Genomic DNA, 19,490 nt, shown 5'->3' with positions numbered 1-19,490 from the left:
GATGCAATCATCCGAGGGGGAAAATATGGAAAACCACATCAACGATCTCAGAAGTGCTATCGAACTGCTTAAACGCCATGAAGGTCAATACCTTGAAACCAGCCATCCGGTCGATCCTGACGCGGAGCTGGCGGGTGTGTACCGGCACATTGGTGCTGGCGGCACGGTAAAACGTCCGACGCGCATCGGCCCGGCCATGATGTTTAACGCTATTAAGGGGTATCCCGACTCCCGTATTCTGGTCGGTATGCACGCCAGCCGCGAGCGGGCGGCGCTCCTGTTGGGCTGCGAGCCCTCTGAACTGGCAAAACATGTCGGCCAGGCGGTGAAAAACCCGATTGCTCCCGTTGTCGTCCCGGCGGCCCAGGCGCCGTGTCAGGAGCAGGTGTTTTATGCCGACGATCCGGACTTCGATCTGCGTAAATTGCTTCCGGCACCGACCAACACGCCGATAGATGCCGGTCCGTTCTTCTGTCTGGGGCTGGTGCTGGCAAGCGATCCGGAAGACGCCTCGCTGACCGATGTCACTATTCACCGTCTTTGCGTTCAAGAGCGCGATGAGCTCTCCATGTTCCTTGCCGCGGGCCGCCATATTGAAGTGTTCCGTAAGAAAGCCGAAGAGGCGGGCAAACCCTTGCCGGTCACGATCAATATGGGTCTCGATCCCGCTATCTATATTGGCGCCTGTTTCGAAGCCCCTACTACGCCCTTCGGCTACAACGAGCTGGGTGTCGCCGGTGCGTTACGTCAGGCTCCCGTCGAGCTGGTGCAGGGTGTGGCCGTAAATGAAAAAGCGATTGCGCGTGCGGAAATCATCATCGAAGGCGAACTGCTGCCGGGCGTGCGCGTAGAAGAAGATCAGCATACCCACACCGGGCACGCGATGCCGGAATTTCCCGGCTACTGCGGGGAGGCTAACCCCTCCTTGCCGGTAATTAAAGTGAAGGCCGTCACGATGCGTCATCAGGCGATCCTGCAAACCCTGGTAGGACCGGGCGAAGAGCACACCACGCTGGCCGGTTTGCCAACGGAGGCCAGCATCCGGAATGCGGTGGAAGAAGCCATCCCCGGTTTCCTGCAAAACGTCTATGCGCATACCGCTGGCGGGGGCAAATTCCTTGGGGTATTGCAGGTTAAAAAACGCCAGCCTTCTGACGAAGGGCGTCAGGGTCAGGCGGCCCTCATCGCGTTAGCCACCTATTCCGAGCTTAAAAATATTATTCTCGTCGACGAAGACGTGGATATTTTCGACAGCGACGACATTTTGTGGGCGATGACGACCCGTATGCAGGGCGATGTCAGTATCACCCATCTGCCGGGGATCCGCGGTCACCAGCTCGATCCGTCTCAGGCGCCGGACTACAGTCCCTCCATTCGTGGCAACGGGATCACCTGCAAAACGATTTTCGACTGTACGGTGCCCTGGGCGCTGAAGTCCCGCTTTGAGCGTGCACCCTTTATGGAGGTAGACCCGACGCCGTGGGCACCTGAATTGTTTAAAAAATTGTATTAACCGGCAATCCTCTTCACCCTTTACGGGTGAAGAACCTCACGCTGAAATTGCCGCGTCCCCTGCTTTCTTGTAACCTTTGAGCGTTTATCACATCCCCATAAAAAATGAGACTACCGGACGCCTATGACAGCACATATTTCCAACGATCCTTTGCATGGCGTAACGCTTGAAATGCAGGTTAACGCGCTGGTTGCGCGATATGGCTGGAATGAACTGGGCAACCGAATCAAAATCAACTGTTTTCGCAAGGACCCGAGTGTTAAATCGAGTCTGAAGTTCCTGCGCCGGACCCCATGGGCGCGGGCGGAAGTTGAAGCCCTCTACCTCGACTCCCTTCACGATGACGGTAACGAGGAACAGGACGAACCGGCGTTTAATCCCTGGACGGATGGCCGGACACCCAGGAGCTAACACGCAAATGATGCGACACGTAAAACGGACTGGCGCGCTGCTTGGCTGCGCGCTTTTACTGGTAAGTTGCACTTCCAAACCACCCAAATCACTCGTTACCCCGCTGCCGCAGGCGAAACCTGTACAGCAGACTAACGAACCCATGCGCGGGATCTGGCTGGCGACCGTCTCCCGTCTCGACTGGCCCCCCGTGTCATCGGTGAATGGCCGCAGCGCGGACCAGCGTATCGCCCAGCAACAGAAGGCGCTGACGGACAAGCTCGATAAGCTGAAAAAGCTTGGGATCAACACCGTCTTCTTTCAGGTAAAACCGGACAGTACGGCGCTGTGGGCCTCTGAAATACTGCCGTGGTCAGATACCCTGACCGGGACTATCGGGGAAGACCCCGGTTACGATCCGCTCCAGTTTATGCTGGATGAAGCGCACAAGCGCGGGATGAAGGTTCACGCCTGGTTCAACCCTTACCGCGTCTCCACCAACACGAAGCCGTCGACCATCGCCGCGCTTAACCGTACCTCATCGCTTCATCCCTCCAGCGTCTACGTCCAGCATCCGGAGTGGATCCGCACCTCGGGGGATCGTTTTGTTCTCGACCCGGGCATTCCCGAGGTGCGGGACTGGATAACCCAGGTGGTGATGGAAGTGGTGAATCGCTACCCTGTCGACGGCGTTCAGTTCGATGACTATTTTTACACCGAGACGCCGGGCTCAACCCTGAACGATGCCTGGACCTTCAGGCGCTACGGCGAGGGATTTGCGTCGAAAGCTGACTGGCGTCGGCACAATACGCAGCAGCTGATTGTGCAGGTATCAAGGGCGATCAAGCAGGCAAAGCCTGAGGTTGAATTTGGCGTCAGCCCAGCGGGTGTATGGCGCAACCGCTCCTTCGACCCGGCAGGATCGGACACGCGCGGTGCCGCAGCCTACGATGAATCCTACGCTGACACGCGAAAATGGGTACAGCAGGGTTTACTGGATTACATTGCGCCGCAGATCTACTGGCCCTTCGCCCGCGACGCGGCACGATACGATGTGCTGACAAAATGGTGGGCTGACGTGGTGAAACCGACCCATACCCGCCTGTATATCGGGATCGCGTTCTACAAAGTGGGCGCGCCTTCCAGAAACGAACCGGACTGGACGGTGAACGGCGGCGTACCGGAGCTGAAAAAACAGCTCGACCTCAACGATTCACTGCCAGACGTAAAAGGCACCATCCTGTTCCGTGAAGACTATCTTAACCAGCCGCAGACGCAGGAAGCCGTAAATTACCTCCGGAGGCGCTGGGGTAGTTGACTGACAAAAGGCAGAAACGTCCTGTTTCTGCCTTTTTTTTACGGCTTCGGCCCGAACATCGCCTCAAGCTGTTTTGCGTCTGGCATGCCCACGACCTGCTGCAGTTCGTTTTGCTCATTCAGGTAATAAATAGCCGGTGTGGCATTTGCGCCGAGACTGTCCATAAGCGTCTGGTGATTTTGCAGGATCTCAACGGTTTCCCGTGAAGCCGCCCCTTCAGGTTTAGGCAGCTTTTTACCGCCGGACAGCTCGTACTCTTTCCAGGCCGACACCGGATCTTTGGCATTCAGGATCGCGGAGGCGTTACGCCCGCTGTTCGGGTTAAGAAACGCAACCAGCAGCGTGTTGAGCTGGACCTTGCCGGCCTTCACCCACGGCTGCGCTTCAGCCCAGAACTGCTTGCAGTACGGGCAGAACGGGTCGGCAAAAACAAAGACTTTGCGCGGGGCGCTCTCCGCGCCCTCTTTCAGCGGATGCGCCGCATTGAGCTTTTTCCACATCTCGCGGCCCATCGGGGCGTAGATCTCTTTCTGGAAAAAGGCCTCGCTGAGGTTGGTTCCCTTCTCATCATACAGATAGCCAGACACCACGTGCTTTCCGTCAGGGGTCAGAAAGAGCGTCACGCCCATGTCCTGATACTGCCCCAGCCACGCTGGTGCGCCGCCGGGGGCATCAATTTTCTTAATGATTTTGATATCCTGCTGCTCACTGAAGTGCTTTACCACATCCGGAAGCGACTCCTCTGCCCTGACCAGCCCTGAAAACAGCAGAGCAGAGAGTAACAGCATCTTTTTCTTTGCTAACAGTTGAAGCATAACGACCCCTCTAAGATATTGTTTTTCAGAGTGGTCGAACTTTATTGCCCTGTCAACGCTTCATAAATATCCTTGAGGCGACTACGCAAAAATCGCACAGCTTTGTGTTTGCGGGATAATAACGCCTGCACGCTGTCGCCCGTTTCCTCCGCCAGCACCTTCATGGTGTATCCCTCAAATTCCGTTTTTTCAAACACCTCGCGCTGTGGTGGCGGCAGTTCCGACAGGGCTTGCCCCAACTCTTCCCACAGCAGCATGTTGAGATACTCCTCCTCCGGCGTTTGCGGTACGCCGAATAACGTTTCTGCAATCTCCTGCTCCGGAAAGTCCTCGTCATCTGCCGTCAGGTACCCCGGCAGTGAAACCTCATGCTTTTTTCGCGCCCGGTCGATCATCTCATTTCGCGCGGCGCGAAACAGCCAGGCGGCGACGTTCTCCACCGGTTGTTCCACTTTCATCAACTGCCAGGTCACTTCCTGAAGAATATCATCGACATCATCACGAACCGCAGTCCGTCCGCGAATGAAGGCTTTTAGCCGTGCGCGGCAGGCATTGAGTGCCGAGATCAGTAATGATTCCCCCGCGTCACCGGCTTTCATATCGCTCACTCGGCTTCCGGCGCTTTCGCAGCGTTATCATCTCGCTTCTCATCCCGGTCATCGTGCCACCGGCAATGACCGTGACGACCAAATCCTGCCCGACGCTGCTGAATGAAGGCCTCCCGTTGTTCGGGGGTCATATTCATCCATTGTGCGTGCATACGGCGGTGTGCACCGAACATGCCTGGACGAAAACCCAGCCCACCAAAAAGAATGCGGCTCAGCAGCAGGATCCCCAGCGCCTGCCAGAAGCCAATGGCTTTAACCCCCAGGATGGCCGGGAGCAACGCGTTCCACAGGGACATGACCAGCAGGCCAAGCACCACGAACAGGACTGCGCCTATCACGATGCCCTTGTACATACGATGGCGGCCCAAACCACGTCCGTGACCTTTTCCGTGCATATCAAAATTTCTCATGTGTACCTCGTTTATGTTGAATGATTATGGTCTCTGATGAGGTAGACGGATGAGGAACAGAAATATTGCCGGGGAAAGATAAAATTTATGTGATAGCGGCTTTGTACGGATAACAGTAATGGCTGAAGGAGATTGTGCAGCGGCTGAATGCAGACATTAAAAAGGCTCCAACAGGAGCCTTCCTCATTTAATCACGCAATTGCCGGCAGACGAAAACTCGAAATACTCTGCGACAGCTGCTGCGCCTGCTCCTCCAGCGAGGCCGCGGCTGCGGCGGATTGCTGCACCAGCGCCGCGTTCTGCTGGGTCACACCGTCCATCTCCGTTACGGCCTGCCCAACCTGACCAATTCCACGGCTCTGCTCTTCTGAGGCAACCGAAATCTGTTCCATCAGCGTATGCACTTTATTCACAGAGCTGATAATAGAATCAATCACCTCTCCCGAACGATTCACCAGTTCCGCACCGTTTTTCACGCTGGAAACAGACTGGGCGATAAGGCTTTCGATATCCTTCGCCGCCACCGCGCTTTTCTGGGCCAGGGTGCGCACTTCACTTGCCACCACGGCAAATCCTCGCCCCTGCGTACCGGCACGCGCCGCTTCAACGGCCGCGTTCAGCGCCAGAATATTAGTCTGGAAAGCAATACTGTTGATGACACTGGTGATGTCCTCAATACGCTTCGAGTTGGACGCGATAGTATTCATCGTTTCGATGACTTCACGGGTTACCGCTTCACCGGTATGGGCATTTTTCACGGCATCCTGCACCAGCTTACCGGCCTGGAAAACGTTATCGGTATTATTCGCCACCGTCGCGCTCAGCTCTTCCATGCTGGCGGCCGTCTGGGTCAGGGCAGAAGCCTGTTGCTCTGTACGGGAGGCCAGGTCGATATTGCCGGAGGCAATTTCCTGCGCCGCATGCGTTACGGTGTGGCTGGCATCGCGCACCTGAGAAATGGTGGAGAGCAGCGCCTGGCGCATCTGCTCCATCGAGGACATCAGGTGATCGATTTCATTCCCGGAATCACGCTTGATCGGTACCGGTACGTCCAGCTTCCCGGCCGCAATCTGTCGACAGTGCTCGCGCGCCAGGTTCACTGGCGCAAAGACCACGCGTTTCATCAGCAGGCTGACGACGAGGATCACCACCACGAACAGCACCGCAATGCAGGCGATAATAACCAGACCCGACACAAAATTATGGCTCGCATCCTCGTTCAGTGTTTTGGCGTACTTCTGGTGAACGGAGAGAACCTGATCGAGCACAATTTCATATTGGCGATCGAGTTGAGACACCACGGGAATAAGAGCGTTGAACCGCGACACATCGTGAGCGGCGGCAGCGGCAATCAGCGGTGCCAGTCCCTGGTTACGGTAGTTTTGCCACGCCTGCTGGTAGGCAGTGACCAGCGGGGCTTCGTCCTGCAAACGCGGCGAGGCCATAAACGCCGAAAATGCACTATCGGCTTTGGTCAGCGCCTCTTTAACCGAGGCCAGTTTCGCAGACGAGTCGGTGGCGTCCCCCGCTTCCACCATTTTTACATACTCCATAACCCTGACGCGCAGGGTTCGGCTATGGTTAATGGGATCAATAATGGACAGGACCACCTGAATTTCTTTGTTCACATTATCCAGCGAAGTATTACTTTTAATGATGAGCCCAACGCTGGTGATGGTGCTGACCACAAAGAAGAAAAGCAGAGAAAACAGGATAATCAGGGATGATTTTTTCAACGACATAACACACCTCAGGGATTTAATTTCCCTTTGGTTATCGGCTGAATCCGATCTTTAATTAATTAAAGTTATTGATATATCCGTCAGTCGTTACCCTGTCACTCCACGACCTTGTACCGCCGTTGCAGTGTGGCATCCAGTTTACGCTGGATCGGCTCCGGCGTTTCCCCTTCAATCAGTTTGCCAATCAGATCAAAGCAGTGCCAGGCGAGCTGACGGTTATCCTGACGAACGGTATCGACAGGAATGGTCAGAGAATCATAGAGATAGTGATCGTCAAAGCTGGCCAGACGCATATCGCTTTGCAGCAGATTATGTTGCCCCATATAGCGCAACACCCCTTCCAGCAGACCGCAGGCGGCGGTAAAAAGGGCTTTTGGCGGGCGGCCCAGGCGCGCGCAAAGTTCGGCAAACATTTCGTAGCCGGAGCTCGGATGGTAATTACCATGAATAATCCACTCCGGACGTAACTCGACGCCAGCGTCACGCAGCCCCTGCTTAAACCCTTCCAGACGGTCACGCGTCGGGGAAAGCCGCGGCTGGCCGCCGAGGAAGTAGAACTCATCCGGATGCTGGCGCGCAATGTCGGCCACCAGCGTGGCGGTTGGGGTAATTGAATCGGTGAGGACCAGCGGCAGAGAACTGTCGTTCATATGACGGTCAAAGAGCACAACGGGCAACTGCTCGCTCAGCTTTTGATAATCCGCGTCGTTGAGCATGCTGGAGGCGACAATCAGCCCGTCCACCTGGCGGGCCACCATGTTATTGACCACCACCGTCTCCTGGCCCGGATTTTCATCGCTACAGGAGATCAGCAGCTGAACACCCGCCTCGCGGCAGAGGGTCTCTAGCTCATGAGAAAAAACGGCAAACCCGTAGTTGGTGATTTCCGGCACCACCAGACCAATGGTGTGGCTGCGGTTGTCCCGCAGCGAACGGGCGTGAATACTGGGCTGATAATGATGTTCTTTGGCAATCGCCAGCACACGCTCGCGTGTCTCCTCCGCCACCCGAAGCTCTTTGCTGCGGCCGTTCAGAACCAGACTGGCGGTGGCTTTTGATACCCCCGCCAGCTCCGCGATATCTTTAATGGTGACGCGTTTTGTTTTTCTCACAACGACTTAGATCCGGCTGCCAAAACCCCTATTCTATCATGCAGCTGCGCAGCGACCAGTAGCGTAATGTGATGTCGGACGCACCTTCGAAGCGAACCTGGGCCGGATGGTCAGGAAAATAGCGGCTGCTCATGACGCCTTCACCGTGATTGATGAAAATTTCGACGCTGGAACGGTCACACAGCACGCGTAAATGATGAACAGAGCCCTGCCAGTAGCGGGTCAACGTCTCTCCGGTTTCCAGGCTGGCGCGTTCCAGACGGCTCCCCGCATCATCCACAATCAGCCGCAACGCGCCGGCAAAATCCACATTAACGCACGAGGCGCTCAGTTCGAACTCAAGACGCGTTCCCTCCAGCACCGGGGCATCGCTGGCGCGTCCCTGCCAGTGATGTTCATCCTCGCGCAGCGTTTCCAGCTCACGGACCGGCGTTTGCCAGAGCTTACCGTCGCGGTAGCGCAGCTCGCGCGGACAGGTCATCTGGTGGATCCAGCCGTGCACCCGTGTAGGCTGGAGCATCTCTTCGCCGTCCGGCACGCCCATCCAGCCGATGAGGATGCGGCGGCCGTCTTCTGCCACCGTGGTTTGCGGCGCGTAAAATTCGAAACCGGCATCAAGCTCATGCAATTCGTCGTGCGCAAATGCAGGCGTTTGATAATCAAATGCCCCACTCATCCAGACGGCCGGATAGGTGTTGAGATAGCGATGCGGTTCGCGCGCCAGCCCCTGTGGGCAGCAGATCAAGACGTGTGTGCCATCAAGCGCAAACAGATCCGGGCACTCCCACATATAGCCCGCGTCCGTGAGTCCATTGACGCCGTGACCGGCAATTTCGCCGCAGGACGCCCAGGTGTGCAAATCGGCTGACGTAAACAGCAGCACCTTGCCGCGCTTATGCTGATCCTGCGCCCCGAGCACCATGTACCACTGCCCGTCATGGCGCCAAACTTTGGGGTCGCGGACGTGCCCGGTATACCCGTCCGGCAGGGGCAACACCGGTCCCAGTTTGGCAAACGTGCCGCCGTCATTTTGCACCGCCAGACACTGCCAGGCGGTGCGGCCGCCATCGTCAAACTTAACGTTGCCGGTATAGCACAGGGTCAGCACGCCGTTGTTATCCACGGCGCTGCCGGAGTAACAGCCATTGCGGTCATACTCTTCGTCAGGCATCAGCGCCATTGGCTCGTGCTGCCAGTGCACCAGATCTGCTGAGCTCCAGTGTCCCCAGCACTTGTAGCGATGATCGCAGCCCAGCGGGTTCCATTGATAAAACAGATGGTAACGTCCGGCAAACCAGATAAAGCCGTTCGGATCGTTCATCAGCCCCGTCACCGGCGCCGGATGCCACTGCGGATAGTGGCTGTCCGCTTGCGCACGCGGCTGGCCTTGCATAACGGCCTGCAACACGGCAGGCCAGCGGGAAGGTAAGGTCATTATTCAGAGTCCGTCTTATATTTCAGCAGCAGAGAGACGGTGAACGCCACGCCAAAGGCAATCACCATGCCGATAATATAGTTGAGCAGCGAGCTGGCCTGAACGATCGCCATACCGGGAAGCGCCGTCAGCCCAACGGCGGTCATGTAGACATGCACCGACACTACCCAGGCCCCGCCCGCTGCGCCACCGATCAGGGCCGCGATAAACGGCTTCACGAAACGCAGGTTGATGCCAAAAATTGCCGCTTCGGTGATGCCCAGCATCGCGGAAAACGCCGACGGTAAGGTAATGGCTTTGATTTTGGCATCACGGGTTTTGAACCACACCGCCAGACAAGCCCCGCCCTGCGCCACGTTCGCCATCGCCCAGATCGGCAGCAGGAAGTTCACGCCAATCGACGGGTTACCCAGCAGTCCGGCCTCAATAGCGTGGAAGCTGTGGTGAATGCCGGTAATGACAATCACCGAATAGAGCCCACCAAACAACAGCCCGGCCAGCCAGCCCGCGTGGGCAATCAGGGTGCTAAGAATAAAGGAGATCCCGTCGCCCAGCGCGCGTCCCGCCGGGCCAATAATCAACAGCGCGATAAAGCCGGAGATAATGACGGTCAGGAACGGCGTCAGGATCAGATCTAACGCATCCGGGATCGCCCGGCGAAGCTGTTTTTCCACAATGCTCATAAACCACACCGCCAGCAGTACCGGGAAGACGGTTCCCTGATAGCCAATCATGGCGATTTCAAGACCGAAGAAGTTCATGGTGTGGAAGCCGGACGCTACGCCCCAGGCGTTGGTCAGCGCCGGATGAGTCAGGATGCCGCCGAGCGTTGCGCCCAGATACGGGTTGCCGCCAAACTCCCGCGCGGCGGTGAAGCCAATCAGGATCGGCAGAATAATAAACGCCGCCGAGCTGCACATATCCAGCATGATATAGAGCGCGTTATCCGGATTAACCCAGCCGTAGGTTTTAACCATCCCGAGCAGGCCCATCAGCAGACCCGAGGCCACGATCGCCGGAATAATCGGCACGAAGATGTTGGAGAGCAGACGCGCGATGCGCTGGAACGGGTTCAGCTTGCGGGCTGCAATATCCGCCGCTTCCGATTTACTGGACTCGCTAATCCCTGCCGCCTGAATAAACGCGGCGTAAACCTTATTCACCACCCCGGTGCCGAAGATCACCTGCATCTGCCCGGCGTTTCGAAAACAGCCTTTTACACCTTCAACCTTGCCGATAGCCTGCTGGTCGGCAAGCGCATCATCGACCAGCACCAGACGAAGGCGCGTGGCGCAATGTGCCGCGCTGGCAATGTTCTCTTTGCCACCGAGCAGCGGAATAAGCTCGCGCGCAATATGATTAAAATCCATAGATACCTCTTCCTGACCTCTTTTTATGGTGTTCGAAACGCCCCCGCGATGCGGGAGCGTGAAGGGTTAAAACCAGGTTTCCATCTGCACCCCAAAGTTCCATTCCCCGCCCGCGTTGAAGCCGCTGCTGCCAAAGGCGTCATCGCTGGCGTAGTTATCCAGCTTGCTGCTCCAGTCCATCCAGGTGGCGAACAGGCGCAGCTCCGGACGGCTGAAGAAATCGCCAATTTTGCCCGCCTTTAACGTCGGGGCGAAGGTCAGCTTGTAGAAGCTACCGTTAACCGCATTGCGATCCTTGTAGCCTTCCGGGCTTAAATCCATGTACTGATAGCTGCCTTCGAACGCGAGGGCGAAATTCTGGGTCACCTCTTTGATCAGACGCGTATTGAGCGTGACCCACTCATAGCTGTCGCCCTTCACGTAGCGGTCCTTACTGCTTTGCGCCAGCACGGCGGGCGCAATGTGCCAGCCACCGCCCAGCGGCGTGACACCGTAACTTGCAAAACGCCAGGTATCGGCTTCTGACAGCAATGCGCCGTCTGCACCAATGCTTTTCACCTCGGCCCCCAGACCGTGGCCGTAAAGCAGCGCCGTTTTGGCGGAACCTTCCCGCAGGCCGTAGAAGCTCTCGTTATGCAGACCCACCAACGCATGCACCCCGTTATTCGCCGCATCGGTTTTAATCAGATCGCCGTTGCTGTCCTTACGGTCGTCATTATCTTTTGCCCGTAAGCCGCTGACCATAATCTGCACCGGCCCGGCAAAGTGGTTCATGCTTAAGATGTAGTTCTGAACGTTGTTGTCGATCTCCTCTTCGCTGCCGAAATTACGGCCATAAAGGGAGAAGTTACTGCGCAGCGTATCGTTCCACTTCACGTCGTAGACGCCGCCGCCGGTCCCGGCGAGAAATACCACGTCGGAATCCAGCCAGTGAATGTCGAAGTTGTCGCGGTCAAAACGCTTACCCGCCCAGAAGGTGCTGCCTTTCAGCGCGCCGGTAACGTCCGGCAAATTGCCCAGCTCGGCAAAGGCCTGACGAATGTTCAGGTCGCTGCTGTCTGCCGACCAGTCGTTATAGGTTTTCTGACCGTCGGCCAGCATCGCCTTAAAGCGCGTCGTCGCGCCATTTTCCAGCGTCTGTTTGTGCTCAACATTCAGCTCAACGTAGGTATCCGCTTCGTTCCCCAGACGCCCGATGGCCCCACCCGTTTCCCCGGCGGGTGTCAGATAAGGACCGCTTTTGCTGCTGGAGGCAGCGTCGTTCATCAGCAGCCCGGAACGGGCGTAACCGTGAAACTCAAAACCGCCTGTCCGATCGGCTTTCTCTTCCAGCGCAGTGGTACGTTGCGCCACCGCCTGTGTGGAGGTTTGCGCTTCCTGCTGCGCAGCCACCAGTTGCTGCGTTTTCTGTTCCGCTGCCGTGGCGCGTTTTTCAGCAACCTGCGCACGGGTTTCCGCCTCCTGCAAACGCTGCTCCAGCGCTGCCAGGCGCGCTTCGATACGGGTCATATCCGTCTGGGCGAAAACAGAGGTACTGCCGGCCAGCATGCCTATCATCACGGCAAGTCTGCGTTTTTTATACATTTTGTCGCATCCCTAATAACTATCGGTAAAAGTGCTAAATTGCTAAACCGGTTTAGGTTAGTGATACTAAACCGTTAAATTTTGAATCGGCAACGTTTTTTGCTAAACCGTTTTAGTAAGTGTGATCGAGGCGACAATTCAGGCCCCCGACCGGAGGCCTGGCGATGTGAATTACAGTTCGTGATGATAAGGCAGCGCGGTCATTGCCCCTTTTGCGGTTGTCGCCAGCGCTCCGCAGCGCTGCGCTAACGTGATGACCTCTGAGAGACGGGCCTGGCCATGACGTGCCAGACCGAACAGCAGCCCGGCGACGAAAGCATCCCCCGCACCGGTGGTATCAATGCATTCCACGGGTGATGCAGGATAGTGCGTCAACGCGCCTCCCTGCCAGGCGGTCACACCCTCTTTTCCCTGCGTCACCAGCACCAGCCTGGCCGGACAGGTGCGCATTAGCGCCGCCAGCCCCTCATGGACCTGCGCATTTCCGGTCAAGAACGCCAGCTCTTCCACCGAGATTTTCACCACATCTGCACAGGCTAATGCCCGCTCAAGACACTGACGCAGCTCGACTTCATCGTGCCAGAGATCGGCGCGGATATTGGGGTCAAAGCTGACGAATCCCCCCGCCAGTCTGATAGCGGCCATCGCCTGAAACGTCGCGGAACGGCTGGGTTCGGCGCTAAGCGCGATAGAGCAGACGTGCAGCCACTCCCCGGCGCGGAATGGCGGGAGATCGGCAGAGTCGAGGAATAAATCAGCGCTCGGGCGAACCATAAAGGTAAAGGAACGTTCCCCGTCGTCATCGAGATCCACCACCACCGTGGAGGTGCGATGCCGCGGATCCCGTCTCAGCCATTCTGTATTAACCTGCTCATCCGCAAGCGTTTTTTGCATAAAGCGCCCGAAGGGGTCGTCGCCCACCCGGCCTATAAAGGCGCTTCTGCCGCCCAGACGCGCAATCCCAACCGCGACGTTGGCCGGTGCGCCGCCCGGACATTGCAGCAGTTTGCCCTCTCCGTCGGGCAACAGATCCACCACTGCATCGCCAAGTACCCAGATCGTCTCCATATCACCTTCTTAGCTAAATCATGTTAAACCGGTTTAGCTATTTAAGCACAGGCAGGGTGTCGGGGAAATATGGCGAGGGAAAATTTGCTTAACCTACCCGTTGGGGCCAGTGGATATCACCCACGCCATTGAGCTGCGGGCGGGCGAACAAAAAGCCCTGGAAGCGGCGAATACCGGCGGATTCAAGCCAGCACCACTCTTCTACCTTCTCAATGCCTTCTGCGACCAGCGTAATCTCCAGATCGGTGCAGCAGCTGATTATCGACTTCACAATCGCCTGCTTGGGTCCGCTCTGGTGAATATCGCTGACGATCTCCCTGTCGATTTTGAGCTTATCCGGCTGGAACCGGGTGAGCAGCGACAGACCGGCATAGCCGGAACCAAAATCATCTATTGCCAGCCCAACCCCTTCCGCTCGCAGCTGTTTAATGGCGCTGTTAAACTGGTTAAAGCCGGATATCATCTCGTTCTCAGTGACTTCAATGACCACCTGCTCTGGCTGTAGACCGTGCTTTTTGATCTGCGTTACCAGGAACTCTACCGCACCCGGCACGTTAACCAGCGACATTGGCAGCAGGTTCACCGCCAGTTTGTGGCTGCCGATGCCCAGCTTTTGCGCCAGCGCAAAGGTCCAGGCTTTGGTATGCAGATCGACTTCGTATATCTTTTCACGATCGAGACTACGGAAAAAATGCTCCGGGCTGCCGCCGTCGTTTCCGCGTATAAGCGCTTCGAGAGAACTGATTTTGCCTTCGGACGGCTCGACAATGGGTTGCAGCGCAAACTGGCAGGGCTGTCCCGCCAGCAGACCTAACCCTTTACCAAACGGCGCGCGCTCTCGCGAAAGCGTCCATTTATCAGGCTCATAGTCCGAAGCGGGTGGGATAGCGGTTTTGCCGGTGATAAAGGTCTGAATAAATTTGAAGACCCGATCCTCAGAAGTCAGATAGCTTTCCAGCTTGCTGTAATGCAGAACCGACGCCAGAACCGCTTTCGGGGTCTGAACATCCAGGTCAAACAGCAGCATTCCCACGTCTTCGAAACGTCTGCGCGGGCCGTAATCGCGCATCAGCTCCACCACGCCGGTATGCCGGTTGTCCGCACGGATGGTGTTAAAAAGCGCGACGACGTTCTGTTCCGTGCCTTCGAGAATTTGCAGAACGTCACGTCCACTGGAGAGAAGAATGCCTGAGATGCCCTGCTCCGTATTACGGATCCTGGCCTTTTCAACCAGCGAGTTTAACGCTGCGGAGGTGCAGGTTAAGCTCAGCTGGCTTCGATAAATGAGAGTTGTCAGCACAGAAACGGGGTCCGGTATGGGGTATACGCCTGAACGGTACTGTTTAACATAGTTCCCTGGGATGGCCTAGTCTATTCCACTTCGGGGTAGATTCTCCCCGAGACGGCTGTCGATCCGCGTCTGCATATAGTCGTAGAAAGGATTCGACGTTACGCGCATTAACGCATCTTTACCGACGCTCAGAACTGAGGTTTCTCCCCACAGGGCTATCGTCCCGAGACTGATTCCATAGCGGTTTTTCACCTCAGGATGGCGGCCATACAGATCGTCTTCAGGCGGGAACGGAATGGCAATATGCGACAGGGAATAAACCTCCTGCGGATACGAGACCGACAGCGGCGTCACCGTTTCCCGGGTGCTGCCCGCAGGCGTTGTCTTTGCCACCATATCAAACCTGTCAGGGCTGGCATTGGTCACGATTGTGACACTGTAACGCCTTTTCGCCTCGGGAAGCAGGTCAGCCACCGCCGTCCAGGATGATGGCCTGAACAGTGGACGGAAACTCCCGGCCTGATTGATGTCAAATACCACCAGTTCGCTGCCATTTGCCGGAAGCTGGTCAAACAGCCCGCTGACTACGGCGCGGGTACTGACCGTTGAATCCATGACCGACTGAAACGCCAGTACCGGCGGAAGCTGCGTTAGTTTGTGATCATGAACATCGCGGTTTATCTGCTCATGCAGCGCCCGGGTAAGCAGCCAGGACTGACGTGCCGCATTCACCGGGAACGAATTGTATTTATAAGGATTATATTCCGGCGAAATGTTGAGCCACGCGGCTTTGGCAAACGCCGGTAACATAGCCGGTAGCCCGGCGAATCCGGCAAAGCGCGCAAACGCCGTGACGCCAATCATCGGTGAGAGCAAAACGATCTGCTGAGGTTTACGCAGTTCAGGCGCATCAAGGGCGTCGAGGGCGTATTTCATCGCCAGCGCACCGCCGTTGGAATAGCCCACCAGGTGCAGGGGGAGATCGTTCCCCGTCAGGCGTGTTGCTTCACGAACCGCAAGGCGCGTAGCTGCCAGCCACGCCTCCCAGTCAACGTCTGTCAACGCGCCCGGCGCCGTGCCATGTCCGGGCAAACGAGGCACTACGGCCACAAAGCCGTGCTTTTGATAATTCACAGCCAGACGCCTGACGCTGTAGGGCGAATCCGTCAGACCGTGCAACAACACTACCGCCCCGCGCGGCTTTCCGGCAGGCATCAGCACAAACGACCGGTTTGCATCCGGAGTAAAGTGTCCTGGCCACACCAGGCTCTGACGGTAATAGCGGTTCAGCGGCGTGCGCTCTGCGGGGGTGACTTTCGCCGTCACCTCAGCATCAAGAGCGGTGAAGATGGCGCTTTCCCGCGCGACATAGGCTGCGAAGGTCGCGTTATCTATCTCCTGCACGGACATTTCGTCAGCCCGCCAGGTATGCCAGTGATGCAGGGCCGGCCCCTGCTGCGAAAGATAAACCCGCACCGCCAGCAGAACGAGCACAATGATCCCGATGACCATCGCTATTTTTTTTGCGAGAGCCATCAGGCGCACGCTGACCCGCCAGGGCAAATTCGCCATGTAAGGCTCCCTCTCTTATCCACAGAGCTTTCATCTTACCAAAAAATGTGAAGAGGCTGTCGTATTCACCAAATAGATATCGCTCAGGCCGGACACTGCACCAAAAGTGAACTACGCTGCACAAATGTTGAGCATCTGTTAAACAAATATTGCATTAACTTTGCTGCACAGCGCGTTTTCGCCGCAATGTGAACATGGCACGCGTCCTGCATTGTTAATCTGATAACAGAAACCCGGCCTTTGACAGCCAGTTAACAGCGAGGCGGTATGACGACCAAACCTGAGGTGTTGAGCCGTATCGAAGCGACCTTTAGCCAGCTCACCCCGAGCGAAAAGCGGGTGGCAAGCTGGATGCTGGCGCACGTCGGGCAGATCCCTTTTGAAACGGCTGAGAGCGTGGCGCTGGCCACGGCCACCAGCGGGATCACCGTCGGACGCTTTCTGCGCAAGCTGGGCTATCGCAACCTTGATGACGCCAAAAAATGCCTGCGCGATCCCCATCAGCCCTGGGGCATTAACGAGCGTCTGGACTCCTGGAAACAGCAACAGCCGCTGTCGGATCGCCTTCAGCACTCCCTGTCACTGGAGGTGGACGCCATTGCCCATGTCTACCAGCTGGCGCAAAGCGAAACGTTCAGGCAGGTGGTCCAGCAACTTTCCCATGCCGACGCCGTCTTCGTGCTGGGGATCCAGTCCACGCGCGGGATCGCCAATGCGTTCTTCAGCCATCTGGAGTATCTGCGCCCGCGGGTAAGCTATTCCGAAGGGCTCTCCGGTAGCTGGGTGGAGTCGCTTAACTCCGGCTTTGCTAACCCGTATATCGTGCTGACCGATACCCGCGCCTACTCCGCCATTGCCCGCCAGTACTGCCGCGTGGCGAGCGAAAAAGGCCTGGCGATGGCGCTGATCACCGATATCTGGTGCCCGTGGGCGCGGGATTACCCGATTGATTTACTCCAGGTGAAGACCGATACCGGCCATTTCTGGGACTCGCTGGCGCCGGTGAGCTGTCTGTTCAACCTGCTGCTGTCGGGCGTCGTGGAGGCGCTGGGGGAAGCGCTGCCGGAACGTCTGGCAATCAACCGACAACTACAACAAGAATTTGGTCAATTTGAACGCTAAAGGAGCGGAGCTATGCCTGAAGAGAGTCAACTGATTGATGTGGCGAAAACTTTTCCCACGTTGCATATCGATCTGAAATACGCGACCGCCGATAACATTACCGGCCGCCCGATCTATCAGCACGCCGCGTGCCTGCTGCACACGGATGCCGCCACCGCGCTGGCGAAATCGATCAGTATCGCCGCGCTGGCCGGTCTGAAGCTGGTGGTCTACGACGCCTACCGCCCACAGCAGGCACAGGCGCAACTCTGGGATGCCTGCCCCAATCCGGAATACGTGGTGGATGTCGCGATTGGCTCGAACCACAGCCGGGGCACTGCCATTGACGTCACGCTGATGGATGAACACGACAACGTGCTGGATATGGGCGCCGGGTTTGACGAAATGCACGACCGTTCTCACGCCTGGCACCCTTCCGTTCCGCCCGAGGCGCAGCGAAATCGTCTGCTCCTGAACGCCGTTATGTACGGCGGCGGTTTTGTGGGCATCAGCAGCGAGTGGTGGCATTTCGAGCTGCCGAACGCCGCCAGCTATCCGCTGTTAGATGACCAGTTCGCCTGTTATCCGATCACACACTCACTGTAATTCTGGAGCCCGGCCATGAAAACAACGCTGCTTACTACCCTGATTGCCGCTACGCTCGCCCTGAGCACCCTTCCCGCTCTGGCGGCGGTGCCAAAAGATATGCTGGTGATAGGGAAAGCTGCCGATCCGCAAACGCTGGATCCGGCGGTCACTATCGATAACAACGACTGGACGGTGACCTACCCCTCGTACCAGCGTCTGGTGAAATACAAGCCTGGCACCACGGAGGTGGAAGGCGATCTGTCGACGGGCTGGAAGGCGTCAGACGACCAGAAAGTGTGGACGTTCACCCTGGCAGATAATGCAAAATTCTCCGACGGCACGCCGGTGACCGCCGAAGCGGTCAAGCTGTCGTTTGAACGTCTGCTTAAAATCAACCAGGGACCTTCCGAAGCGTTCCCGAAAGATTTGAAAGTGGACGCGGTGGATGAGCATACGGTGAAATTCACCCTCAGCCAGCCGTTTGCCCCGTTCCTCTACACGCTGGCAAATGACGGCGCGTCGATTGTCAACCCGGCGGTGCTGAAGGCCAATGCCGCCGACGACGCACGCGGTTTCCTGGCGCAAAACACCGCGGGTTCCGGACCGTTTATGCTGAAAAGCTGGCGGAAAGGTCAACAGCTGGTGATGGAGCCCAACCCACACTGGCCAGGTGAAAAGCCGCACTTTAAGCGCGTCTCGGTGAAGATTATCGGTGAAAGCGCCTCGCGTCGCCTGCAACTTTCCCGTGGCGATCTGGATATCGCCGACGCCCTGCCGGTGGATCAGCTTGCTGCTCTGAAGCAGGAAGGCAAAGTGGCCGTGGCGGAATACCCGTCCCTGCGGGTGACCTACCTCTATCTGAACAACAGTAAGCCTCCGATGAATCAGGTGGATTTGCGCCGCGCGGTCTCCTGGGCGACCGATTACCAGGGGATGGTGGAAGGCATTCTCAGCGGGAACGGCAAGCAGATGCGCGGCCCGATCCCGGAGGGCATGTGGGGCTTCGATGCGAACGCCATGCAGTACAGCTTTGACGAGGCCAAAGCCAAAGCGGCGCTGGAGAAAGTCAAAGATAAACCTGCCAGCCTGACGTTCCTCTACTCCGATAACGACCCGAACTGGGAGCCTATCGCCCTCTCCACGCAGGCGAGCCTGGGCAAGCTGGGGATTAACGTCAAGCTCGAGAAACTGGCGAACGCCACCATGCGCGACCGCGTCGGCAAAGGTGATTATGACATTGCGATTGGTAACTGGAGCCCGGACTTCGCTGACCCGTACATGTTCATGAACTACTGGTTCGAATCGGACAAAAAAGGGCTGCCGGGTAACCGCTCATTCTATGTGAACAAAGAGGTCGATGCGCTGTTGCAGGCGGCACTGAAAACCACCGATCAGGCGGAACGCACCAAAGATTATCAGCAGGCGCAGAAAGTGGTGATTGACGAGGCGGCTTACGTTTATCTGTTCCAGAAGAACTACCAGCTGGCGATGAACAAAGAGGTCAAAGGCTTCACCTTTAATCCGATGCTTGAGCAGGTCTTTAACATCGCCACCATGAGTAAGTAACGGCCCA

17 protein-coding genes are annotated in these 19,490 nt (G+C 57.0%); 6 read left to right on the top strand and 11 right to left on the bottom strand.

Annotated features, from left to right (window positions below; genetic code table 11):
* The first annotated feature begins 25 nt into the window (after positions 1-25).
* The 3 genes from C3451_RS00215 (at position 26) to C3451_RS00205 (ending at position 3,221) form a co-directional block, all read left to right on the top strand.
* A complete protein-coding gene (locus tag C3451_RS00215) occupies positions 26-1,513 on the top strand; it encodes a UbiD family decarboxylase (RefSeq protein ID WP_045622687.1) in 1,488 nt (495 codons plus the stop codon).
* 123 nt (positions 1,514-1,636) lie between these two features.
* A complete protein-coding gene (locus tag C3451_RS00210; RefSeq protein ID WP_023300148.1) occupies positions 1,637-1,924 on the top strand; it encodes a VF530 family protein in 288 nt (95 codons plus the stop codon).
* 7 nt (positions 1,925-1,931) lie between these two features.
* Positions 1,932-3,221 carry a glycoside hydrolase family 10 protein gene (locus C3451_RS00205; protein WP_045622689.1) on the top strand — a complete coding sequence of 430 codons (1,290 nt, stop codon included), beginning with the start codon at positions 1,932-1,934 and terminating at the stop codon, positions 3,219-3,221.
* Between the two features lie 38 nt (positions 3,222-3,259).
* Here the strand turns inward: C3451_RS00205 and dsbG are convergent, their stop codons facing one another.
* The 11 genes from dsbG to C3451_RS00150 all read right to left on the bottom strand — a co-directional run bounded on the left by dsbG (position 3,260) and on the right by C3451_RS00150 (position 16,228).
* The gene (gene dsbG / locus C3451_RS00200; protein ID WP_022648169.1) at positions 3,260-4,036 is read right to left on the bottom strand and encodes a thiol:disulfide interchange protein DsbG; all 777 of its coding nucleotides are present in this window, start codon (positions 4,034-4,036) and stop codon (positions 3,260-3,262) included.
* Between the two features lie 41 nt (positions 4,037-4,077).
* Positions 4,078-4,635 carry a sigma-70 family RNA polymerase sigma factor gene (locus C3451_RS00195; RefSeq protein ID WP_179957408.1) on the bottom strand — a complete coding sequence of 186 codons (558 nt, stop codon included), beginning with the start codon at positions 4,633-4,635 and terminating at the stop codon, positions 4,078-4,080.
* 5 nt (positions 4,636-4,640) lie between these two features.
* A complete protein-coding gene (locus tag C3451_RS00190; protein WP_045622692.1) occupies positions 4,641-5,054 on the bottom strand; it encodes a hypothetical protein in 414 nt (137 codons plus the stop codon).
* Positions 5,055-5,245: 191 nt separating this feature from the next.
* Positions 5,246-6,796, bottom strand: coding sequence for a methyl-accepting chemotaxis protein (locus C3451_RS00185; protein WP_045622694.1), 1,551 nt, complete (start codon positions 6,794-6,796; stop codon positions 5,246-5,248).
* 95 nt (positions 6,797-6,891) lie between these two features.
* Entirely contained in the window at positions 6,892-7,908 is a 1,017-nt protein-coding gene (locus tag C3451_RS00180) for a LacI family DNA-binding transcriptional regulator (RefSeq protein ID WP_045622696.1), read from the bottom strand.
* 28 nt (positions 7,909-7,936) lie between these two features.
* Positions 7,937-9,343, bottom strand: a complete 1,407-nt coding sequence (locus tag C3451_RS00175) for a sucrose-6-phosphate hydrolase (RefSeq protein WP_045622698.1) — start codon at positions 9,341-9,343, stop codon at positions 7,937-7,939.
* A complete protein-coding gene (locus C3451_RS00170) occupies positions 9,343-10,713 on the bottom strand; it encodes a sucrose-specific PTS transporter subunit IIBC (RefSeq protein ID WP_003857085.1) in 1,371 nt (456 codons plus the stop codon). Before C3451_RS00170 ends, C3451_RS00175 begins: the two co-directional genes overlap by 1 nt.
* Positions 10,714-10,779: 66 nt before the next feature.
* On the bottom strand, positions 10,780-12,297 hold the full coding sequence (locus C3451_RS00165) for a carbohydrate porin (protein WP_045622700.1): 1,518 nt from the start codon (positions 12,295-12,297) through the stop codon (positions 10,780-10,782).
* A 171-nt stretch (positions 12,298-12,468) separates the two neighbouring features.
* Positions 12,469-13,365, bottom strand: a complete 897-nt coding sequence (locus C3451_RS00160) for an aminoimidazole riboside kinase (RefSeq protein WP_045622702.1) — start codon at positions 13,363-13,365, stop codon at positions 12,469-12,471.
* Between the two features lie 88 nt (positions 13,366-13,453).
* Entirely contained in the window at positions 13,454-14,665 is a 1,212-nt protein-coding gene (locus C3451_RS00155; protein WP_045622704.1) for a diguanylate phosphodiesterase, read from the bottom strand.
* A gap of 66 nt (positions 14,666-14,731) precedes the next feature.
* Positions 14,732-16,228, bottom strand: coding sequence for an alpha/beta hydrolase (locus C3451_RS00150; protein WP_063139079.1), 1,497 nt, complete (start codon positions 16,226-16,228; stop codon positions 14,732-14,734).
* 267 nt (positions 16,229-16,495) lie between these two features.
* Here C3451_RS00150 and C3451_RS00145 point away from each other — a divergent pair, with 267 nt between their 5' ends.
* The 3 genes from C3451_RS00145 to C3451_RS00135 are packed head-to-tail and all read left to right on the top strand — an operon-like array spanning position 16,496 to position 19,483.
* Positions 16,496-17,350: a MurR/RpiR family transcriptional regulator gene (locus C3451_RS00145; protein WP_045622706.1), complete on the top strand. Its 855-nt coding sequence runs from the start codon at positions 16,496-16,498 to the stop codon at positions 17,348-17,350.
* Between the two features lie 12 nt (positions 17,351-17,362).
* Positions 17,363-17,935 carry a D-alanyl-D-alanine dipeptidase gene (gene ddpX / locus C3451_RS00140; protein ID WP_023306242.1) on the top strand — a complete coding sequence of 191 codons (573 nt, stop codon included), beginning with the start codon at positions 17,363-17,365 and terminating at the stop codon, positions 17,933-17,935.
* Between the two features lie 15 nt (positions 17,936-17,950).
* Complete coding sequence (locus C3451_RS00135; RefSeq protein WP_063139078.1) at positions 17,951-19,483, top strand: ABC transporter substrate-binding protein; 1,533 nt, start codon at positions 17,951-17,953, stop codon at positions 19,481-19,483.
* Positions 19,484-19,490: the final 7 nt, after the last annotated feature.

Source organism: Enterobacter sp. 301B (assembly GCF_003850715.1).
GTDB lineage: Bacteria > Pseudomonadota > Gammaproteobacteria > Enterobacterales > Enterobacteriaceae > Enterobacter > Enterobacter intestinihominis.
Note: the sequence above shows the minus strand (reverse complement) of the source record. Positions and strands in the feature narration are given on the sequence as shown.